The sequence below is a fragment of the Streptomyces sp. NPDC048473 genome (genome assembly GCF_043200155.1).
Classification (GTDB): Bacteria; Actinomycetota; Actinomycetes; order Streptomycetales; family Streptomycetaceae; genus Streptomyces.
On the sequence record NZ_JBICXE010000017.1, the window covers coordinates 77,795 to 94,987 of the forward strand.

Genomic DNA, 17,193 nt, shown 5'->3' on the forward strand with positions numbered 1-17,193 from the left:
ACTGTCCGTGTCACGGCCGTGTGCTGAACTGTCCGTGGAACATCTGATTCAGGAGCACCTTGTGAGCAGTTACCGGCACCCCGGCATCGTTTTCACCGACCGCTATTTCACGGTCCCGCTCGACCACACCGATCCGGGCGGTGAGCAGATCGAGGTCTTCGGCAGGGAAGCCGTGGCGAGCGGCAAGGCCGGCGAAGAGCTGCCCTGGCTGGTCTATCTGGAGGGCGGCCCCGGCTTCGGCGCCCGGCGCTTCATCGGCACGGAGGCATGGCTGGGGCGGGCCGTGCAGGAGTTCCGGGTGTTGCTCCTCGACCAGCGCGGCACCGGCCTCTCCACCCCGGCCAACCGGCAGACCCTGCCGCTGCGCGGCGGTCCGCGCGAGCAGGCCGACTACCTCGCCCACTTCCGCTCCGACAACATCGTGCGCGACTGCGAGGTGATCCGCCCGCAGCTGACCGGCGGCGAACCGTGGACGGTGCTCGGCCAGTCCTTCGGCGGCTTCTGCGCCGTCCGCTATCTGTCGGCCGCCCCCGAAGGGCTCAAAGCCGTCCTCATCACCGGTGGACTGCCCTCGCTCGATGCGCACGCCGACGACGTCTACCGGGCCGCCTACCCACGCATCGAGCGCAAGGTCGCCGCCCACTACGCCCGCTACCCGCAGGATGTCGGGCGCGCCCGGGAGATCACCGCTCACCTCGCGGAGCACCGCCCGGAAAGCGCGGGACACCGTCTGACGCCCGAGGGATTCCAGTCCCTCGGCATCATGCTGGGCGGCGGCAACGGCAGCCACCAGCTGCACTACCTGCTGGAGAACGCCTTCGTCCGTACGCCGCTCGGCACCGAGCTCTCCGACACGTTCCAGGAGGCCATGCGCACAGCCAACTCGTTCGCCGGACATCCGTTGTACGCGCTGATGCACGAGGCGATCTACGGCCGGGGCGAGCAGCCCACCGGCTGGGCCGCCGAGCGGGTCCGTGCCGAATTCCCCCAGTTCGACGCGGTCACGGCGCTCAAGGGCGACGGCCCGGTGCTCTTCACCGGTGAGAGCATCCACCCCTGGCACTTCGAGGTGGACCCGGCGTTGCGCCCGCTGCGCGAGACCGCCGAGCTGCTGGCCTCCCGTACCGACTGGGCGCCGCTGTACGACCTTGAGCGCCTGGCCGCCAACGAGGTGCCGGTCGCCGCTGCCGTCTACCACGACGACATGTATGTGGACACTGGGCACGCGCTGCGCACGGCGGAGTCGATCCGCGGGCTGCGTACCTGGGTGACCAACGAGTTCGAGCATGACGGCCTGCGCGCGGGCGGACCGCGCGTACTGGACCGGCTGCTCGCCCTGGTCCGGGACGACGTCTGATCCGGGACGAGATGTGATCCGTTCCTGCAACGGGAGGAGCCGGTCGCGCGGGGTGCGTGACCGGCTCCTCCCACTGCGGGGCGTCTCAGCTCTGGAGGGCGTCCAGCGTCGCGCCCAGGTTCGCGGCCGAGCGCGGGGCCCGGTTGTACGGAAGCTTCGACAGGGCCGCCGCCATGCCGCACGTGTTGGTCACGGCGGAGAAGACGAGCCCGGAGCCGATGCCGGCGGAGAGCCAGCGCGCGGCCGGGAAGCGCACCCCGGCGAGCAGGCCGGCCACCACGAGCGAACCGGCGGCGAGCCGGACCTGACGCTCCATCGGCCACGTCGCGCGGGCCCCGGCGGGACGGTCGAGATCGCGGCCCTCGCCTTCCCAGGCCGAGGTGCCTCCGGACAGTGTCACGGCGTCGATGTCGGCCGCTGAGAGAATGTCGCAGGCCCGGGTGGAGCGCACGCCGGACGCGCACACCACGAGCAGCGAACCGCGGGCCGCGGCGGACTTCAGAGCGGGCACGGCCTCGTGGAGGCGGTCCAGCGGGATGTTCAGAGCACCGGGAACGTGCCCGGAGGCGTACTCGCCGGGGGCCCGCACATCGATGACGGTGAACTCCGCGAGACGGGCCGCGGCCTGGGCGGGGGAGAGGGAGACGGGGCTGGTCACGAGAAGTGTTTCCTTTCGTTCACCGGGGCTGAGGAGGGACTCGGTCTCTCCTTCCCCATTCAGGTTAGAATACCCCTTGGGGTATCAGGAGGAGGATGTTGTGGAGCTCGACATGGCGGCCGACGAACTGAAGTCGGTCCTCAACCGCCTTCGCCGCGCACAGGGCCAGCTCGCCGGGATCATCAGGATGATCGAGGAGGGCCGGGACTGCGAGGACGTCATCACGCAGATGGCGGCCGTGTCCCGGGCGCTGGACCGGGCCGGTTTCGCGATCATCGCGACGGGCCTGCAGCACTGCATGGCCGACGGCGCCAGTGAGCCCGCGGACCGCGACCGGATGCGGGCGCGACTGGAGAAGCTCTTTCTCTCGCTGGCCTGAGCCAGGAGCCGGGGATGACGCCGGGGCTCACACCGCGGCGTCGACGAGGCATGAACACGGCCGGGTCCGGCGGTAGTGCACCGAAGATCCGCTGCAGCGCGGCTGTGGAGTTCACCCTGATGACCAGCAGGCTGGTACCGACCGCCGCGCGTCGGGGGCGTGGATGTCGCCCACCGCGGTCGGCACGCGGCCGGTGCCGAGCCCCGCGAGTTCCTCCCGGGCCACCGAAAGCCGCTCCGTCACGTATGCATGGGTACCGCTTCTGAGTACAAAACTCCAGGTCCACGTGTTGATGTTGTCCAGACCATTGACATGTAAGCGACATGATGTTGAATTCGGTGTTGTTGTGTTGTGCGACTCCGGTGACTTGAGTGATCATGGAGGACCAGTGACGCCTCGCCCACCCCGTCTCACCGTGCTCGGCACGGCGGCGACCCTGCTCGCCGGCGCTCTGCTGACCGCCGTGCCGCCCGCCCGGGCAGCCGACAGCACCCGGACCGTCACCCCGGTGAAGGCCACCGCCCACCGGCGGACCCCCGCCATCACGCCCACCCCGCAGTCCGTGAAGAGCCGATCCGACCGGATCGCCATCAGCCCCACCGTCACCTTGGTGGCGGGCGCAACCTCCGACGAGCCCTCCATCGAGGTGGCGGAGACCGCGCTGCGCCGGGCCGGTGCACAGCGCGTCGTACGCAGCGACAGACCCGGCAGGAGCGGGCTCACCGTCCATGTCGGTGACTCGGCCGCGCTCGCCGCCCAGCACCTCGACGGCCCGTCCGCGCTGCCCGCCGAGGGCTATGTCCTCGGCATCGGCGCCGGTCGCATCGTCCTCGCGGGCAAGGACACCACCGGCACGTACTACGCCGCGCAGACCCTGCGTCAGGTCCTGCCGCAGGCGAAACATCCGGGTGCCGAGGTCGCCGGACTCTCCGTACGCGACTGGCCCGGTACCGCACTGCGCGGCGTCATCGAGGGCTTCTACGGCACGCCGTGGTCGCACGAGGCCCGGCTCGACCAGCTCGACTACTACGGCGAGCACAAGATGAACATCTATGTGTACTCGCCGAAGGACGACCCGTATCTCCGCGCGAAGTGGCGCGACGACTACCCCGCCGACCGGTTGGCCCAGATCAAGGAACTGACCGACCGGGCCGTCCGACGGCATGTGGAGTTCACGTATGCGCTCTCGCCCGGCCTCTCCGTCTGTTACAGCTCGGACGCCGACGCCAAGGCGCTGGTCGACAAGTTCCAGACGATCTGGGACATCGGCGTACGGACCTTCGCCGTGCCGCTCGACGACATCAGCTACACCGACTGGAACTGCGCCGAGGACAAGGCGAAGTGGGGGACCGGCGGCGGTGCGGCGGGCGCGGCGCAGGCCTATCTGCTCAACCGGGTCAACAAGGAGTTCATCGCCACGCACCCCGGCGCCCAGCCGCTCCAGATGGTCCCCACCGAGTACTACGACGTGTCCGTGTCGCCTTACAAGAAGGCGCTGTCCGAGCAGCTCGACCCCGATGTCCTCGTCGAATGGACCGGCGTCGGCGTCGTCGCGCCGACCATGACCGTCGCGCAGGCCGAGGCCGCCCGCACGGTCTTCAACCACCCGATCCTGACGTGGGACAACTACCCGGTCAACGACTACGCGACCAACCGGCTGCTGCTCGGCCCGTTCAACGGACGGGAGAAGGGTCTGCCCGGCAAGCTGGCCGGGATCACCGCCAACCCGATGATCCAGCCGTACGCCTCGAAGATCGCGCTGCATACCGTTGCCGACTACGCCTGGAACGACGCCGCGTACGACCCCCGCACCTCGTGGGGTGAGGGGCTGAAGGAGTACGCGGGCGGCGACCCCCGCACCGAGAAGGCGCTGCGGGCCTTCGCCGACGTCAACTACAGCTCGGCTCTCAACAAGGACCAGGCCCCCGAACTGGCGGCGGAGTTCGCCCGCTACTGGAACTCCGGTGACGCCACCCGGCTCACCTCGGTGCTCGGCGCGCTCGGCTCCGCCCCCGACCGGTTGCGCAGCAGCCTCCCGGACCGCGGCTTCATCGCCGACTCCGGCCCCTGGCTGGATGCGACCAAGTCCTGGGCGACCGCCGCCCGTACTGCTCTGCGTATGGTCGAGGCGGCCCGTGCCGGAAAGGGTGCGCAGGCATGGGAGCTCCGGCAGCAGCTGCCCGCACAGGTCACCGCGGCGAAGGCCTTCACGTACACCGGTCTCGACGGCCGCAAGGTGCCGGTCGTCGTCGGCGACGGGGTGCTGGACCGGTTCATCGACGCGGCGAACGCCGAGCACGACCGGATACTCGGGGTGAGCGGGCGGCCCTCGGCATCGACCAGCCTGGGCACCTACCAGAGCAACACGGTCGCGCGGATGCTGGACGGCGACGACTCCACCTACTTCTGGAGCGACGGCGCGCCCGCCGCCGGTGACCGGATCACCGTGGACCTGGGCCGGGCGCGGGACATCGGCGACATCACCCTCGCCATGGCCAAGCCGGGCAGCACCGGCGACTACCTCCACGAAGGGGTGCTTGAGTACTCGGCCGACGGGCAGAGCTGGCAGCAGCTCACCGCCTTCTCCGGAAAGCCGGACGTCACCGCGACCGTGCCCGCCGGGACGAAGGCCCGCTATGTGCGGGCACGGGCGACCGCGGGCCAGGACAACTGGCTCGTCGTACGGGAGTTCAGCGTCGCGACGGAGGACGGGGCGGTGACCGGAGGGCCGCCCGCCGCGACCGGATCCTCGCTGCGGGCGGCGTCCGACGGGGACCCGGGCACCGTCTACCGGGCGGCACGCGCACCAGAGGCCGGGGAGGCGCTGGAGGTGGGACTCGCCGCCGCGCGTTCCGTGCGGTCCGTCACTGTCCTGCAGCCGGCCGGGTCCGGCGGCCGCGCCGACATCCAGCTGCGGGGCACCGACGGAACGTGGCAGACCGTCGGCGCCCTCGACGGCCCGTACACCGAGGTGAGCACGGCGGGCCGTACGGCCGACGCGGTACGCCTCGTCTGGAACGCGGGTTCGGCGGCGCCGCAGATCGCCGAGGTGGTGGTCGGCCAGGACTAGGGCCTGTCCGGTACGTACAGACGTCCGGCTGTCCCCCATGGACCCGTCCCACACCCGGTCCGGCCCGAAGCGCTTCGGGCCGGACCGGGCGCATCCATGTCCGCCTCCGGCCGAAACCGGCACCGGTAAGTTGTTCCCAGAGGGGCAAGCGACCGCTTAGTATGCGCCGGAGCAGTGGTAATGCCGACAGTGTTGTGGAGGCCCCTCATGCAGGCATGGCGAGTGCACCGGAACGGCGAGCCGAGCGAGGTGATGCGGCTCGAAGAGACCGACCGGCCCACGCCCGGCGACGGGCAGGTGCTCATCGAGGTGCTCGCGGCGAACATCAACTTCCCCGACGCGCTGCTCTGCCGCGGCCAGTACCAGGTGCGGCCGCCGCTGCCGTTCACACCCGGCGTGGAGATCTGCGGCAAGACGGCGGACGGGCGGCGGGTGCTCGCCACCCCCGCCCTGCCGAACGGCGGATTCGCCGAGTACGTCGTCGCGGACGAGGCGGCCCTCCTGCCCGCCCCGGAAGCTCTCGACGACGCCGAGGCCGCCGCCCTGCACATCGGCTACCAGACCGGCTGGTTCGGCCTGCACCGCAGGGCGCACCTCCAGGCGGGCGAGACCCTCCTGGTCCACGCCGCGGCCGGCGGCGTCGGCAGCGCGGCCGTCCAGCTCGGCAAGGCCGCCGGAGCCACCGTCATCGGTGTCGTCGGAGGCGCGGAGAAGGCGAAGATTGCCAGTGAGCTCGGCTGCGACCTGGTCATCGACCGCCGCGGCGAGGACATCGTCGCCGCGGTCAAGGAGGCCACCGGCGGACGCGGCGCCGATGTGGTGTACGACCCGGTCGGCGGCGACGCGTACGCCAAGTCCGTGAAGTGCATCGCCTTCGAGGGCAGGGTCGTCGTCGTCGGCTTCGCGAGCGGTGTCATCCCCACCCCGGCGCTGAACCACGCCCTCGTCAAGAACTACTCGATCCTCGGACTCCACTGGGGCCTGTACAACACCAAGGACCCGGCCGCGGTCCGCGCCTGCCACGACGAACTCACCCGACTCGCGGCGCAGGGCGCCATCAAGCCGCTGATCAGCGAGCGGGTCGAGATGGGCGGGGCCGCTGCTGCCGTCCAGCGGGTTGCCGACGGCACCAGCACCGGCCGGATCGTCGTCCTCCCGACAGGAGCCGCCCGATGACAACCCCTGACGCGGCCGAACTCCGCCGCCGCACCCAGGAACTGCTGGCCGCACACCCGCCGGCCACCACCGACCGCACGGACTTCCTCAAGGCCCGCTTCGACGCGGGACTCGCCTGGGTCCACTATCCGGCCGGCCTCGGCGGACTCGACGCACCGCGCTCCCTGCAGCCCGTCGTGGACGCCGAACTCGCCGCCGCGGGCGCCCCCGAGAACGATCCGCGCCGGATCGGCATCGGCCTCGGCATGGCCGCCCCCACGATCCTCGGCTACGGCACGGACGAGCAGAAGCAGCGCTTCCTGCGGCCGCTGTGGGTCGGTGAGGAGGTCTGGTGCCAGCTCTTCAGCGAACCGGGCGCCGGCTCCGACCTCGCCGCCCTCGGCACCCGCGCCGTCCGCGACGGCGAGGACTGGGTGGTCGACGGACAGAAGGTCTGGACATCCAGCGCCCATCTGGCCCGCTGGGCGATCCTCATCGCCCGCACCGACCCGGACCAGCCCAAGCACCGCGGCATCAGCTACTTGATCTGCGACATGACCGACCCGGGCGTCGAGGTACGGCCACTGCGCCAGATCACCGGCGAGGCCGAGTTCAACGAGGTCTTCCTGACCGGCGTACGCATCCCGGACAGCAGGCGCCTCGGCCCGGTCGGCGAAGGCTGGAAGGTCGCCCAGACCACCTTGATGAACGAGCGGGTCTCCATCGGCGGGGCACGTATCCCGCGCGAGGGTGGCATGATCGGCCCGGTCGCCCGCACCTGGCGCGAACGTCCCGAACTGCGCACCCACGACCTCCATCAGCGCCTGTTGACCCTCTGGGTCGAGGCCGAGGTCGCCAGGCTCACCGGCACCCGGCTGCGCCAGCAGCTCGTTGCCGGACAGCCCGGCCCCGAGGGCTCCGGCATGAAGCTCGCCTTCGCCCGGCTCAACCAGGAGATCAGCGGCCTGGAAGTCGAACTCCTCGGCGAGGAGGGTCTGCTGTACAGCGACTGGACCATGCGCCGCCCGGAGTTCGTCGACTTCACCGGACGTGACGCCGGCTACCGCTATCTCCGCTCCAAGGGCAACTCCATCGAGGGCGGCACCAGCGAGGTGCTGCTCAACATCGTTGCCGAGCGCGTCCTCGGCCTGCCCGTCGAGCCGCGCAACGACAAGGACGTCGCCTGGAAGGACCTGGCCCGATGACGGCACCGACCGAAGAGACCCAGGCACCCGATCTGCTGTATTCGGAGGCCGAGGACGATCTGCGGGCAGCGGTGCGTTCGCTGCTCGCCGACCGGTGCGACGCGCCGACGGTGCTCGCCCGCGTCGAGTCCGACACGCCGTACGACCCGCAGCTCTGGAAGGCCCTCGCCGCCGACATCGGCACCGCCGGGCTGCTGGTGCCGGAGAAGCTGGGCGGCCAGGGCGCCGGCCACCGCGAGGCCGCGGTGGTGCTGGAGGAGCTGGGCCGCAGCGTCGCCCCCACGCCGTATCTGACCAGCGCGGTCGTCGCCACCGAGACGCTCCTCGCGCTGGGGACGCAGGACGGACCGGTCGCCGAACTCCTCGGAGACCTCGCCACCGGCCGCAAGGTCGCGGTCCTCGCTGTGCCGTTCTCCGCTCCGGTGCCCGGCGCCGCGCAGCCGGCCGGCGTCGTGGCCGGCGCGGTGGAGGGGACGGTGACCGGCGTGGCCGACGCGCCCGCGGCCGATGTGCTGCTGGTGCCCACGACCGATGGTCTGTACGCGGTGGAGACCGGCTCCGAAGGTGTCGTCGTCGAGCCGCTCGTCCCGCTCGATCTGACCCGCCCGCTCGCCACCGTCACCCTCACCGGAGCCGCCGGAACCCGCCTGGCCGACGGTGCGTCCGCAGTCTTTGCCGTGCGTCGAGGGCTGCTGGCAGGCGCCGGACTGCTCGCCTCCGAACAGCTCGGACTCGCCGAGTGGTGCCTGACCGAGACCGTCCGGTACACCCGTGAACGGCACCAGTTCAACCGGCCCGTCGGCTCGTTCCAGTCCCTCAAGCACCGCATGGCGCAGCTCTGGCTGGAGGTCGTGTCGGCCCGCGCCGCCGCGCGAAACGCCGCGGACGCCCTCGCGACCGGAAGCCCCGACAGGCCGTTGGCGGTAGCCGTCGCACAGGCGTACTGCTCCAAGGTCGCGGTGCACGCGGCGGAGGAGTGCATTCAGCTGCACGGTGGCATCGGCATGACATGGGAGCACCCGGCGCACCTGTATCTCAAGCGCGCCAAGGCCGACTCGATCGCGTACGGCACGGCTGGACATCATCGCGAGGCCATTGCCGAAATCGTGGAGCTGCCCGCGCCGTAAGCGGACAGAAGAAACAGCCCGCGGCGCGGCGGGACTTGGGAGCGGAGGTGCGTGTTCACGCACCTCCGCTCCGTCGTTCCGCCGTCCGGCGGGGTACCGGGCATCCCTTTACCTGCTGTTTAATTGCGACTGGCTCGCAATAACAGTCGATCTTCAATAAGGGATGTGCAGAGTATGACGGCCCGATCGATACGGGGAGCGGTCGCCGCGACACTGGCGACCGTGCTGTCGTTGACCGCGGCAGCCTGCTCACAACCGGGAGGCTCGGACGGCAGCAACTCCCGCTCGGGCGCGGCGGACTCGGCGGTGGTCGGAATCGCCTACGAGCCCGACACCCTCAGCCCGCTCCTCGGCTACGGCAAGGACGGCAACTCCAAGATCTTCGACGGGCTGCTCGCCCTCGACGGGAACATGAAGCTGCGGCCCGCGCTCGCCACCGCCCTTCCCGAGGTGAGCGACGACGGACTCACGTATACGTACAAGCTCCGCCGGGGCGTGAAGTTCAGCGACGGGAAGCCGTTCGGCGCCAAGGACGTCGTCTTCACCTACCGGACCATCCTGGACGAGAAGACCAACAACGCGTCCCGGACCGAACTCGACGCGGTGAAGAGTGTCGAGGCGACCGGCGACGACACCGTCGTCTTCACGCTCAAGTACCCGTACGCGCCCTTCGCTCAGCGCACCGTCCTGCCCATCGCCCCCGAACACGTCGCGGGCGGGCAGGACGTCAACACCGGAGCCTTCACCACCCACCCCATCGGCACCGGACCGTACGTTCTCACCAAGTGGTCCAAGGGCGAGAAGCTGAGCTTCAAGGCCAACCCCGACTACTGGGGCGGCGCACCGAAGGTGAAGAAGTTCACCATGGCGATCATCAAGGACGACGACGTACGTGCCACCCGGCTGCGCGCCGGCGAGCTCGACGGCGCGATCCTGCCGCCCAACCTGGCCAAGGGTTTCGCCAGCGGCAGCGGCACGCGGACGTACGCCGCCACGACGTACGACTACCGCACCGTGACGCTGCCCACCCACAACAAGGTCGCGGGCGACACCGCGATCCGGCGCGCCCTCGATGTCGCCGTCGACCGCCGGGCCATGGTCGACTCCATCCTCAACGGCGAGGGCAGGCCCGCCTACGGTCCCGTCCCCACCGACAGCGAGTGGTTCGCCAAGGGCACCGAACGCACCCACGACCTGGCCGCCGCGAAGAAGATCCTCGACGACGCCGGGTGGAAGCCCGGCAAGGACGGCATCCGCGCCAAGGACGGCGTACGCGCCGCGTTCCCGCTCTGGTACCTCACCGGCGACAAGCTCCGCCAGGACCATGCACTCGCCTACGCCTCCGACGCGAAGAAGGCCGGCATCGACATCACCACCGAGGCCGGGACCTGGGAGGTCATCGAGCCCCGGATGAAGCAGGACGCGGTCCTCGCGGGCGGCGGATCGCCCGCCGATCCCGACTTCGACCAGTACACCCTGCTGAAGTCCTCGCTCGCGGGCGACGGCTTCAACAACATGGCGTGGTACGACAACAAGGCCGTGGACCAAGCCCTCGAAGCGGGCCGCAGGAGCGGTGACAAGGCCGAACGGAAGGCCGCGTACGACACCGTCCAGCGCGAACTGGTGAAGAACCCCGGCTACACCTTCCTCACCCACATCGACCATCTCTACGTCGTGAAGGACCGTTTCGGCGCACTCACCACCCAGGTCGAACCGCACGACCACGGCCTGGCATCCGGCCCGTGGTGGAACGTCGAGGACTGGACGCCGAAGAAGTGAACCACAGCCTCCCCTGGGGGCCGATGGGCAGGATGGCGGGACGGCGGGCGCTGCTCGCCGTCCCCGTCCTGGCCGCCGTGACGTTCGGCGTATTCGCCGTCGCCGCGGCCTCCCCCTTCGACCCGGTCAAGGCGTACGCGGGCACCGCAGGTCTCACCGCCTCGCAGGAGAACCTCGATCAGCTGCGGGCCAATCTCGGCGTCGACCAGCCCCTGGTGACCCGCTGGTGGAACTGGCTGACCTCCGCCCTGAGCGGCGACCTCGGCGACTCCAGCGTCATGCGCCAGCCGGTTGCCGATGTCATCGGCGAACGCCTGGGCTGGTCCGTGCTGCTCGCCGCGAGCGCCTTCGTCGTTGCCGTCGTCCTCGGCACGGGCCTCGGCGTGCTGGCCGCACGCAGGCCCGGCGGCCTGCTCGACCGGTGCGTCAGCTCCGCCGCGTACACGCTGGAAGCCGCCCCGGCCTTCTGGCTCGGACTGCTCGCCATCTGGTTCTTCGCCCTGAAGCTCGATGTGCTCCCGGCCGGCGGCCTGACCGACGCGGCCAGCGACACGGTCACCTTCGGCCAGGTCGCCACCCATCTGGTGCTCCCAGCGGCCGTGCTCGGGATCTCCCAGCTGCCGTGGTTCTTCCTCTACGTACGCCAGGGCGTCGCCGACGCACTCGACGAGGACCCCGTACGCGGCGCCCGCGCCCGCGGACTGAGCGAACGCACCGTGCTGCTCGGCCACGCACTGCGCTCCGGGATGCTGCCGATGCTCACCCTCATCGGCTCCCGCGTCCCCGAGCTCATCACCGGCGCCCTGCTCGTCGAGACGGTCTTCAGCTGGCCCGGCATCGCCGCCGCCACCGTCCAGGCCGCGACCTCCGTCGACTTCCCGCTGCTCGCGGCGCTCACGGTGCTCGCCACCGGGGCGGTCGTCCTCGGCAACCTCCTCTCCGATCTGCTGTACGCGATCGCCGACCCGAGAGTGGGCTTCGATGGCTGAACTCGTCCTCGGACCCGCCCGCCGCACCACCCGACGCATCCGCGTGGTCAGCTCCGCCGGGATCGTCGCCGCGGTGCTGCTCGCGGTGCTCCTCGTACCTCCGCTGGTCCAGCTCGACCAGCAGGCCGTCGACCTCGCTGCCAAGCTTCAACCACCGTCCTGGGAGCACCCGTTCGGCACCGACGACGTCGGCCGCGACCTGCTGCTGCGCTGCATCTACGGGCTCCGCGTCTCGCTGCTCGTCGGTATCGTCGCCGGACTCACCGCCACCGTCATCGGGACCGCCGTCGGTGCGCTCGCAGCGGCGTTCGGGGGCTGGACCGACCGGATCGTCATGCGGCTCGTGGACACCTTCTCGTCCGTACCGCATCTGCTGCTCGGCATCTTCATCGTCGCCATGTTCCGGCCCGGCGTCGGCCCCGTGATCGTGTCCGTCGCCCTCACCCACTGGCTCTCGACGGCCCGGATCGTCCGCTCCGAAGTGCTGTCGCTGCGCTCGCGCCCGTTCATCGACGCGGCGATCTCCGGCGGCGCCTCGCGCGGGCGGGTCATCGTCCGGCATCTGCTGCCCGCAGTGCTTCCGCAGGCCGGCCTCGCCGCGGTGCTCATGGTGCCGCACGCCATGTGGCACGAGTCCGCGCTCTCCTTCCTGGGGCTCGGGCTCCCCACCCACCAGGCGAGCCTCGGCAACCTCGTGCAGACGGCGCGCGGTTCGCTGCTCGCCGGGGACTGGTGGCCGACGCTCTTCCCCGGCCTGTTCCTGATCATTCCGACCCTGGCTCTGGCGGGCCTCGCCGGCGCCTGGCGGGAACGGGTCAACCCGCGCCGCCGATCGGAGCTGATGCTGTGAAGACCACCCCGGACCCGCAGACTCCGGACCTGCAGACTCCGGTCCTTTCCGTCCGCGGGCTCTCCGTCCGCTTCCGGATGCGTGGCGGGCGGCACATCGCGGCCGTCAGCGACGCACACTTCGACCTCGCGGCGGGGGAGTGCCTGGCCCTGGTCGGCGAGAGCGGCTGCGGCAAATCCGTACTCGCCTCCGCGCTGCTGGGACTGCTCCCCGGCAATGCGCAGACCGAGGGCTCGGCAGTGCTCGGTGACGGCACCGAACTCCTCACCGCCGATGAACGGACCCTCGCCCGTACGGTACGAGGCCGCCGCATCGGACTCGTACCGCAGAGCCCCGCAGCCCACCTCACCCCGGTCCGAACGGTGCGCGCCCAACTGGAGGAGACCCTCCGTGAACTGACCGGCACCCGAAAGCCCGCACTGCGCGCGGCGGCTGAACAGGCAGCCGCGCGCGCCGCGTTCCCGGCCGGCCATCTGGACCGGTATCCGCACGAACTCTCCGGCGGTCTCGCCCAGCGCGCCGCGACCGCTCTCGCCCTGATCGGCGACGCACCCCTGCTCCTGGCCGACGAACCGACCACCGGACTCGACCGCGACCTGGTCGAGCGGACCGTCGACGAACTGCGCCGCCACACCGACGGAGGCAGGGCGCTGCTGATCATCACCCACGACCTCGCGGCGGCAGAACGGATCGCCGACCGGGTCGCCGTGATGTACGCGGGCCGCATCGTCGAGCTCGCCGACGCCAAGCGCTTCTTCGGGAAGCCGGGACCACGCCACCCGTACGCCCGCGGCCTCCTCGACGCCCTGCCGGAGCGCGCCTTCGCCCCCATCCCCGGAATGCCACCGGAGCTCGGAGCGCTCCCCGACGGGTGCGCGTTCGCGGCCCGCTGCGGCCGCGCCGACGACCGGTGCTCCGTACCACCCCCGTTCGACGGCCAACTCGCCTGCCACCACGCTGTGCGGGCAGGCGCGGAGGAGTCCGCCCATGCTTGAGCTCACCCGTATCACCGCCGGATACGACCCCCGCGTCCCCGTCGTCCGCGATGTATCCCTGATGATCGCGCCGGGGGAATCCGTCGGACTGCTCGGCCCGAGCGGCTGCGGCAAATCCACCCTGGCCAAGGTCGCCGCCCTGCTGCACCGCCCGGACGCGGGCACGGTCGTACTCGACGGCCAACAGGTACGGGGATGGCGGCACCGCGCCCCGCGGGCGCAGCGCACGGCAGTCGGTGTCGTCTTCCAGCAGCCCCGGCTCTCGGCCGACCCCCGGCTCAGCCTGCGCGAACTCATCGCCCAGCCGCTGCGGGCGACCGGTCGGCGCTCGGAGGTGACGGACCGGGTGGCCGAGCTGGCACCGGCCGTCGGTCTCACGGCCGAGCTGCTGAACCGGCGTCCGCACGAGGTGAGCGACGGCCAGCTGCAGCGCGGCTGCCTGGCCAGGGCTCTGGTCCTGCGGCCGCGCTGGCTGATCTGCGACGAGATGACCGCGATGCTCGACGCGTCGACGACCGCCGCGCTGGTCGCGGTGGTCGAGGCATACCGACGCGATTCCGGGGCCGGGCTGCTGGCCGTCGGCCACGACCGGGTGCTGCTGGAACGCTGGTGCGACCGTACGGTCGGCTGGCAGGGAATCTCCGGGCGTGTCGCGGCGCAGGAGTCCATGAGCCCGACCGGATGAACCCATGCCCTTCGCGCAATCGATAATGGGGGCGCTGGGGCAAGCCCGCGTCCGGCGGATCCAGGTGGAGGGGAAGCATGGCTGGTCAGTGGGTAAAGCTGGAACTCGATGTCAGCGCGTTCGACGCGGACCGATTCGAGGCGTACGTGACGAGGTGTCGCGCCGACGGCATCCGGCTGACCACTCTTGCCAAACTGGGAAACACACCGGAACATCGCCGCGCCTTGTACGAGTTGAACAAGGAGTGCGCCGCCGACATCCCGGAGCGGGGCGAGTTCTACTCGTTCGACGAATACTCCGAGCAACGGCTGGAAGTCCCTTCATACGATCCGCGCGGCGTCGTGATCGCACTGGACGGCGAAGCCTGGATCGGCATGGCGGCGACCTCCGACCATGGGGACTTCGTCTTCAACGAGATGACCGGGGTGAGGGCCGAGTACCGGGGGCGCGGCGTCTCCATCGCCATGAAGACGTTCGGGATGGCCTTCGCCGGAATGTGTGGGGCGCGCAAGATCCGCACCTTCCACCATCCGGCGAACGCGAGCGCCATCGCCATGAACCGAACGATGGGCTTCGTCGACGCCGAGTGACCTGATCGCTGACCGGAGCCGTGGACTCGGGGGTGGTCGCCGTGACTGGACGACAAGCGTGATGGGTGAGATTCATTGCACGTTCCGGAGGGTGCAGGAGTGCCGGTTCAGGACGAGGATTCATATGCTTGCCCGGCGTCTTCCTTTCCTCCCCGTCAGTCCTGTGCCAGCCGTGTGCGCAGGGCGTCCATGTCGGGCAGGAACCAGAGCTGCGTGCCCCGGTTGCTCTCGCGGACGAAGCCCCGCAGGGCGTTGCTGACATCGGTATGCCGGGAGATGTCCCCCACGATGGCCAGCTTCAGGCGGTAGTTGACGAACTTCTGGACGATGTCGCCCGCGACGCGGGTCCGCAGCCGGAAGAAGTCGTCCGTCAGCCGACCGGCCGGAACCGCGACCCAGGTGGCGTCGTGCCGGAACCCTTCGCCGATCAGGTCGAGCGCGTCCTGCTCGTCGCGCAGCGGTGCGCCGTCCAGTGCGCGGACGAGGACGGGTGTGCCCGCGAGGTGCTGGAGTGTGTCAGGCATGGGGCAGTGTTCCTCAGAGGTGTAGGTGCTGCTCATTCCGGTTCCTCGATCAGGGTGTCGATGATCTTCAGCAGGTCCGCCGCAGTGTCCAGGCCGCCCACAATGATGATCTTGAGTGCGGCTCGTTCCTCGTCGTAGATGGTCTCCACGCGCAGCCGGTCACCGCCTTGACCGCGGTGTCGGCCCTGGGCGGCCGCCATGACCAGGTTGGTCAGGCGGATGGTCGCCTCAGGGCTGATCGCGTCGATCTGCACGATGCCGGACACCTCGGCGTGGCGCGTACGACGAGCGGGAGCGGGGGCGGGGATGCCGGTGAACGCCTCCAGGTCCTCGCGGGTGATCCGGTACTGCCTGCCGACCCGGGTCGCTTTCAGCCGCCCGTCCCGCACATAGCCCCGCACGGTCCTGACATGCAGCCCCAGCAGGCCCGCCACTTGATCCACCGAGTAATAGAGCTGCCGCACCACTTCGTCCCAACCTGCGCTTTCGCCCGTCCTGCGGACACCTGATTTCCTCTAAAGTACATGAGAAGAGGAAGTTGAGGTAATTTTAGGGAGCGATACGGCAGAGGGGCGGCGTGCAGGCCGAGTTCCGCGAGCCGGAACGGGGGAGGCGAGTGTGCGGGCTGGTCCCTCGCCCTGCGGCGACAGGGCCCACCACCGCTGGACGGCCCCGGTCAGAGCAGGGGAACGGCAGTCGACGAGCGGACGACGACCCGATCAACTCTTGTGAAGTGACTGCCCGTTGCAGGGATCACGGTCGCATACTCGGTCCCGTCCGACCGTCCGATCCGCCCCTCGCTCCCGGGAGAATCCATGGCGTTCCCGACCCGCCGAAGCGTCGTCACCACCGCGCTCGCCACCGTCGCCGCAGGCACGGTGCTGTCCCTGCAGACGGCCGTCGCGTCCGAGGCGTCCGCCGCGCCGTCGGCCGCAGGCCGCCACCGTCCGCGTCCGCTGCGCCGGGCCCACGCGCACAACGACTACCTGCACACGCACCCCCTCCACGACGCGCTCGCCCACGGCTTCACCAGCGTCGAGGCAGACATCTTCCTCGTGGACGGGGAGCTGCTGGTCGCCCACGAGGCCACCGACCTCGACCCCACCCGAACCCTTGCCGCGCTCTACCTCGACCCGCTGCTGGCCAGGGTCCGGGCCAACCACGGCATGGTCCACCCCGGCTACCGCGAACCCGTCCAGCTACTGATCGACATCAAGACCGACGGGGCGGCCGCCTACCTCGAACTCGACCGGCAGCTCCGGCGCTACCGGCGGATGCTGACGGCGTACCACAACGGCCGGGTGCGGCCCGGCGCGATCACACCCGTCATCTCGGGCGACCGCGCCGCCCGCGTCCCGATGGAGGCGCAGCGTACGCGGTACGCCTTCTACGACGGCCGGCCGGACGACCTCGGGACCGCGGCCACCGCCTCGTTCATCCCGCTCATCAGCAGCAGCTGGAGCGACGACTTCAGCTGGCTGGGCGCGGGCCCGTTCCCTGCGGCCGAACGGGCCAGACTGCGCTCGCTCGTCGCCTCGGCCCACCGAAGCGGCCAACGCGTCCGTTTCTGGGCCACGCCCGACGTCGCGGGGCCGGAGCGGGACGCCGTATGGACCGAGCTGCTGGCCGCCGGGGTCGACCACCTCAACACCGACGACCTGGCAGGGCTCGAACACTTCCTGCGTACACATGACAGCGACGCCAGGACCGAGGCCGCTCGCCTCGGCGGCTGACGGGACGCGGACGCATCGTCCGGAGCGTGACAGCCAGTCAACACCCATATGGCGGACATGCCAGTCCGCCGGATGGCCTCTCCGCTACGCCACACTG

Annotated in this window: 16 protein-coding genes; 13 read left to right on the forward strand and 3 right to left on the reverse strand. The window is 70.5% G+C overall.

The features are described from left to right. The first annotated feature begins 61 nt into the window (after positions 1 to 61). Complete coding sequence (locus ACGFU7_RS25605) at positions 62 to 1,357, forward strand: alpha/beta fold hydrolase (protein ID WP_393698571.1); 1,296 nt, start codon at positions 62 to 64, stop codon at positions 1,355 to 1,357. An 85-nt stretch (positions 1,358 to 1,442) separates the two neighbouring features. On the opposite strand, the gene ACGFU7_RS25610 is transcribed toward ACGFU7_RS25605, so the two are convergent. Then, positions 1,443 to 2,015, reverse strand: a complete 573-nt coding sequence (locus ACGFU7_RS25610) for a rhodanese-like domain-containing protein (protein ID WP_393698573.1) — start codon at positions 2,013 to 2,015, stop codon at positions 1,443 to 1,445. A 100-nt stretch (positions 2,016 to 2,115) separates the two neighbouring features. Here ACGFU7_RS25610 and ACGFU7_RS25615 point away from each other — a divergent pair, with 100 nt between their 5' ends. The 11 genes from ACGFU7_RS25615 (at position 2,116) to ACGFU7_RS25665 (ending at position 14,839) form a co-directional block, all read left to right on the forward strand. Next, positions 2,116 to 2,394: a metal-sensitive transcriptional regulator gene (locus tag ACGFU7_RS25615; RefSeq protein WP_393698575.1), complete on the forward strand. Its 279-nt coding sequence runs from the start codon at positions 2,116 to 2,118 to the stop codon at positions 2,392 to 2,394. A 388-nt stretch (positions 2,395 to 2,782) separates the two neighbouring features. Then, positions 2,783 to 5,464 carry a beta-N-acetylglucosaminidase domain-containing protein gene (locus ACGFU7_RS25620; protein WP_393698577.1) on the forward strand — a complete coding sequence of 894 codons (2,682 nt, stop codon included), beginning with the start codon at positions 2,783 to 2,785 and terminating at the stop codon, positions 5,462 to 5,464. Between the two features lie 207 nt (positions 5,465 to 5,671). Beyond that, complete coding sequence (locus tag ACGFU7_RS25625; RefSeq protein WP_393698579.1) at positions 5,672 to 6,640, forward strand: NADPH:quinone oxidoreductase family protein; 969 nt, start codon at positions 5,672 to 5,674, stop codon at positions 6,638 to 6,640. Further along, positions 6,637 to 7,824 carry an acyl-CoA dehydrogenase family protein gene (locus ACGFU7_RS25630; protein ID WP_393698581.1) on the forward strand — a complete coding sequence of 396 codons (1,188 nt, stop codon included), beginning with the start codon at positions 6,637 to 6,639 and terminating at the stop codon, positions 7,822 to 7,824. Before ACGFU7_RS25625 ends, ACGFU7_RS25630 begins: the two co-directional genes overlap by 4 nt. Then, complete coding sequence (locus ACGFU7_RS25635; protein WP_393698583.1) at positions 7,821 to 8,951, forward strand: acyl-CoA dehydrogenase family protein; 1,131 nt, start codon at positions 7,821 to 7,823, stop codon at positions 8,949 to 8,951. The genes ACGFU7_RS25630 and ACGFU7_RS25635 overlap by 4 nt, the downstream gene beginning before the upstream one ends. A 174-nt stretch (positions 8,952 to 9,125) precedes the next feature. Then, positions 9,126 to 10,730, forward strand: a complete 1,605-nt coding sequence (locus ACGFU7_RS25640) for an ABC transporter substrate-binding protein (protein ID WP_393698585.1) — start codon at positions 9,126 to 9,128, stop codon at positions 10,728 to 10,730. Positions 10,731 to 10,753: 23 nt separating this feature from the next. Next, positions 10,754 to 11,719, forward strand: a complete 966-nt coding sequence (locus tag ACGFU7_RS25645; RefSeq protein WP_393698705.1) for an ABC transporter permease — start codon at positions 10,754 to 10,756, stop codon at positions 11,717 to 11,719. Continuing rightward, positions 11,712 to 12,569 carry an ABC transporter permease gene (locus ACGFU7_RS25650; RefSeq protein WP_393698586.1) on the forward strand — a complete coding sequence of 286 codons (858 nt, stop codon included), beginning with the start codon at positions 11,712 to 11,714 and terminating at the stop codon, positions 12,567 to 12,569. The genes ACGFU7_RS25645 and ACGFU7_RS25650 overlap by 8 nt, the downstream gene beginning before the upstream one ends. Before the next feature lie 77 nt (positions 12,570 to 12,646). Further along, positions 12,647 to 13,564 carry an ABC transporter ATP-binding protein gene (locus tag ACGFU7_RS25655; RefSeq protein WP_393698707.1) on the forward strand — a complete coding sequence of 306 codons (918 nt, stop codon included), beginning with the start codon at positions 12,647 to 12,649 and terminating at the stop codon, positions 13,562 to 13,564. Further along, on the forward strand, positions 13,557 to 14,249 hold the full coding sequence (locus tag ACGFU7_RS25660) for an ABC transporter ATP-binding protein (RefSeq protein WP_393698587.1): 693 nt from the start codon (positions 13,557 to 13,559) through the stop codon (positions 14,247 to 14,249). The genes ACGFU7_RS25655 and ACGFU7_RS25660 overlap by 8 nt, the downstream gene beginning before the upstream one ends. Positions 14,250 to 14,326: 77 nt before the next feature. Beyond that, positions 14,327 to 14,839 carry a GNAT family N-acetyltransferase gene (locus ACGFU7_RS25665; RefSeq protein ID WP_393698589.1) on the forward strand — a complete coding sequence of 171 codons (513 nt, stop codon included), beginning with the start codon at positions 14,327 to 14,329 and terminating at the stop codon, positions 14,837 to 14,839. Between the two features lie 155 nt (positions 14,840 to 14,994). On the opposite strand, the gene ACGFU7_RS25670 is transcribed toward ACGFU7_RS25665, so the two are convergent. Continuing rightward, positions 14,995 to 15,363 carry a DUF4180 domain-containing protein gene (locus ACGFU7_RS25670; RefSeq protein WP_393698591.1) on the reverse strand — a complete coding sequence of 123 codons (369 nt, stop codon included), beginning with the start codon at positions 15,361 to 15,363 and terminating at the stop codon, positions 14,995 to 14,997. 32 nt (positions 15,364 to 15,395) lie between these two features. Continuing rightward, positions 15,396 to 15,827, reverse strand: a complete 432-nt coding sequence (locus tag ACGFU7_RS25675) for a helix-turn-helix domain-containing protein (protein WP_393698592.1) — start codon at positions 15,825 to 15,827, stop codon at positions 15,396 to 15,398. Positions 15,828 to 16,178: 351 nt separating this feature from the next. Here ACGFU7_RS25675 and ACGFU7_RS25680 point away from each other — a divergent pair, with 351 nt between their 5' ends. Then, entirely contained in the window at positions 16,179 to 17,096 is a 918-nt protein-coding gene (locus tag ACGFU7_RS25680; protein WP_393698594.1) for a phosphatidylinositol-specific phospholipase C/glycerophosphodiester phosphodiesterase family protein, read from the forward strand. Positions 17,097 to 17,193 lie beyond the last annotated feature (97 nt).

Excerpts from the sequence above, each read along its gene's own strand:
- ACGFU7_RS25625 (WP_393698579.1), top strand. The coding sequence starts at position 5,672 with ATGCAGGCATGGCGAGTGCACCGGAACGGCGAGCCGAGCGAGGTGATG.
- ACGFU7_RS25655 (WP_393698707.1), top strand. The coding sequence starts at position 12,647 with ATGCGTGGCGGGCGGCACATCGCGGCCGTCAGCGACGCACACTTCGAC.
- ACGFU7_RS25670 (WP_393698591.1), bottom strand. The coding sequence starts at position 15,363 with ATGCCTGACACACTCCAGCACCTCGCGGGCACACCCGTCCTCGTCCGC.
- ACGFU7_RS25660 (WP_393698587.1), top strand. The coding sequence starts at position 13,557 with ATGCTTGAGCTCACCCGTATCACCGCCGGATACGACCCCCGCGTCCCC.
- ACGFU7_RS25680 (WP_393698594.1), top strand. The coding sequence starts at position 16,179 with ATGGCGTTCCCGACCCGCCGAAGCGTCGTCACCACCGCGCTCGCCACC.
- ACGFU7_RS25640 (WP_393698585.1), top strand. The coding sequence starts at position 9,126 with ATGACGGCCCGATCGATACGGGGAGCGGTCGCCGCGACACTGGCGACC.
- ACGFU7_RS25665 (WP_393698589.1), top strand. The coding sequence starts at position 14,327 with ATGGCTGGTCAGTGGGTAAAGCTGGAACTCGATGTCAGCGCGTTCGAC.
- ACGFU7_RS25650 (WP_393698586.1), top strand. The coding sequence starts at position 11,712 with ATGGCTGAACTCGTCCTCGGACCCGCCCGCCGCACCACCCGACGCATC.
- ACGFU7_RS25630 (WP_393698581.1), top strand. The coding sequence starts at position 6,637 with ATGACAACCCCTGACGCGGCCGAACTCCGCCGCCGCACCCAGGAACTG.
- ACGFU7_RS25635 (WP_393698583.1), top strand. The coding sequence starts at position 7,821 with ATGACGGCACCGACCGAAGAGACCCAGGCACCCGATCTGCTGTATTCG.
- ACGFU7_RS25645 (WP_393698705.1), top strand. The coding sequence starts at position 10,754 with ATGGGCAGGATGGCGGGACGGCGGGCGCTGCTCGCCGTCCCCGTCCTG.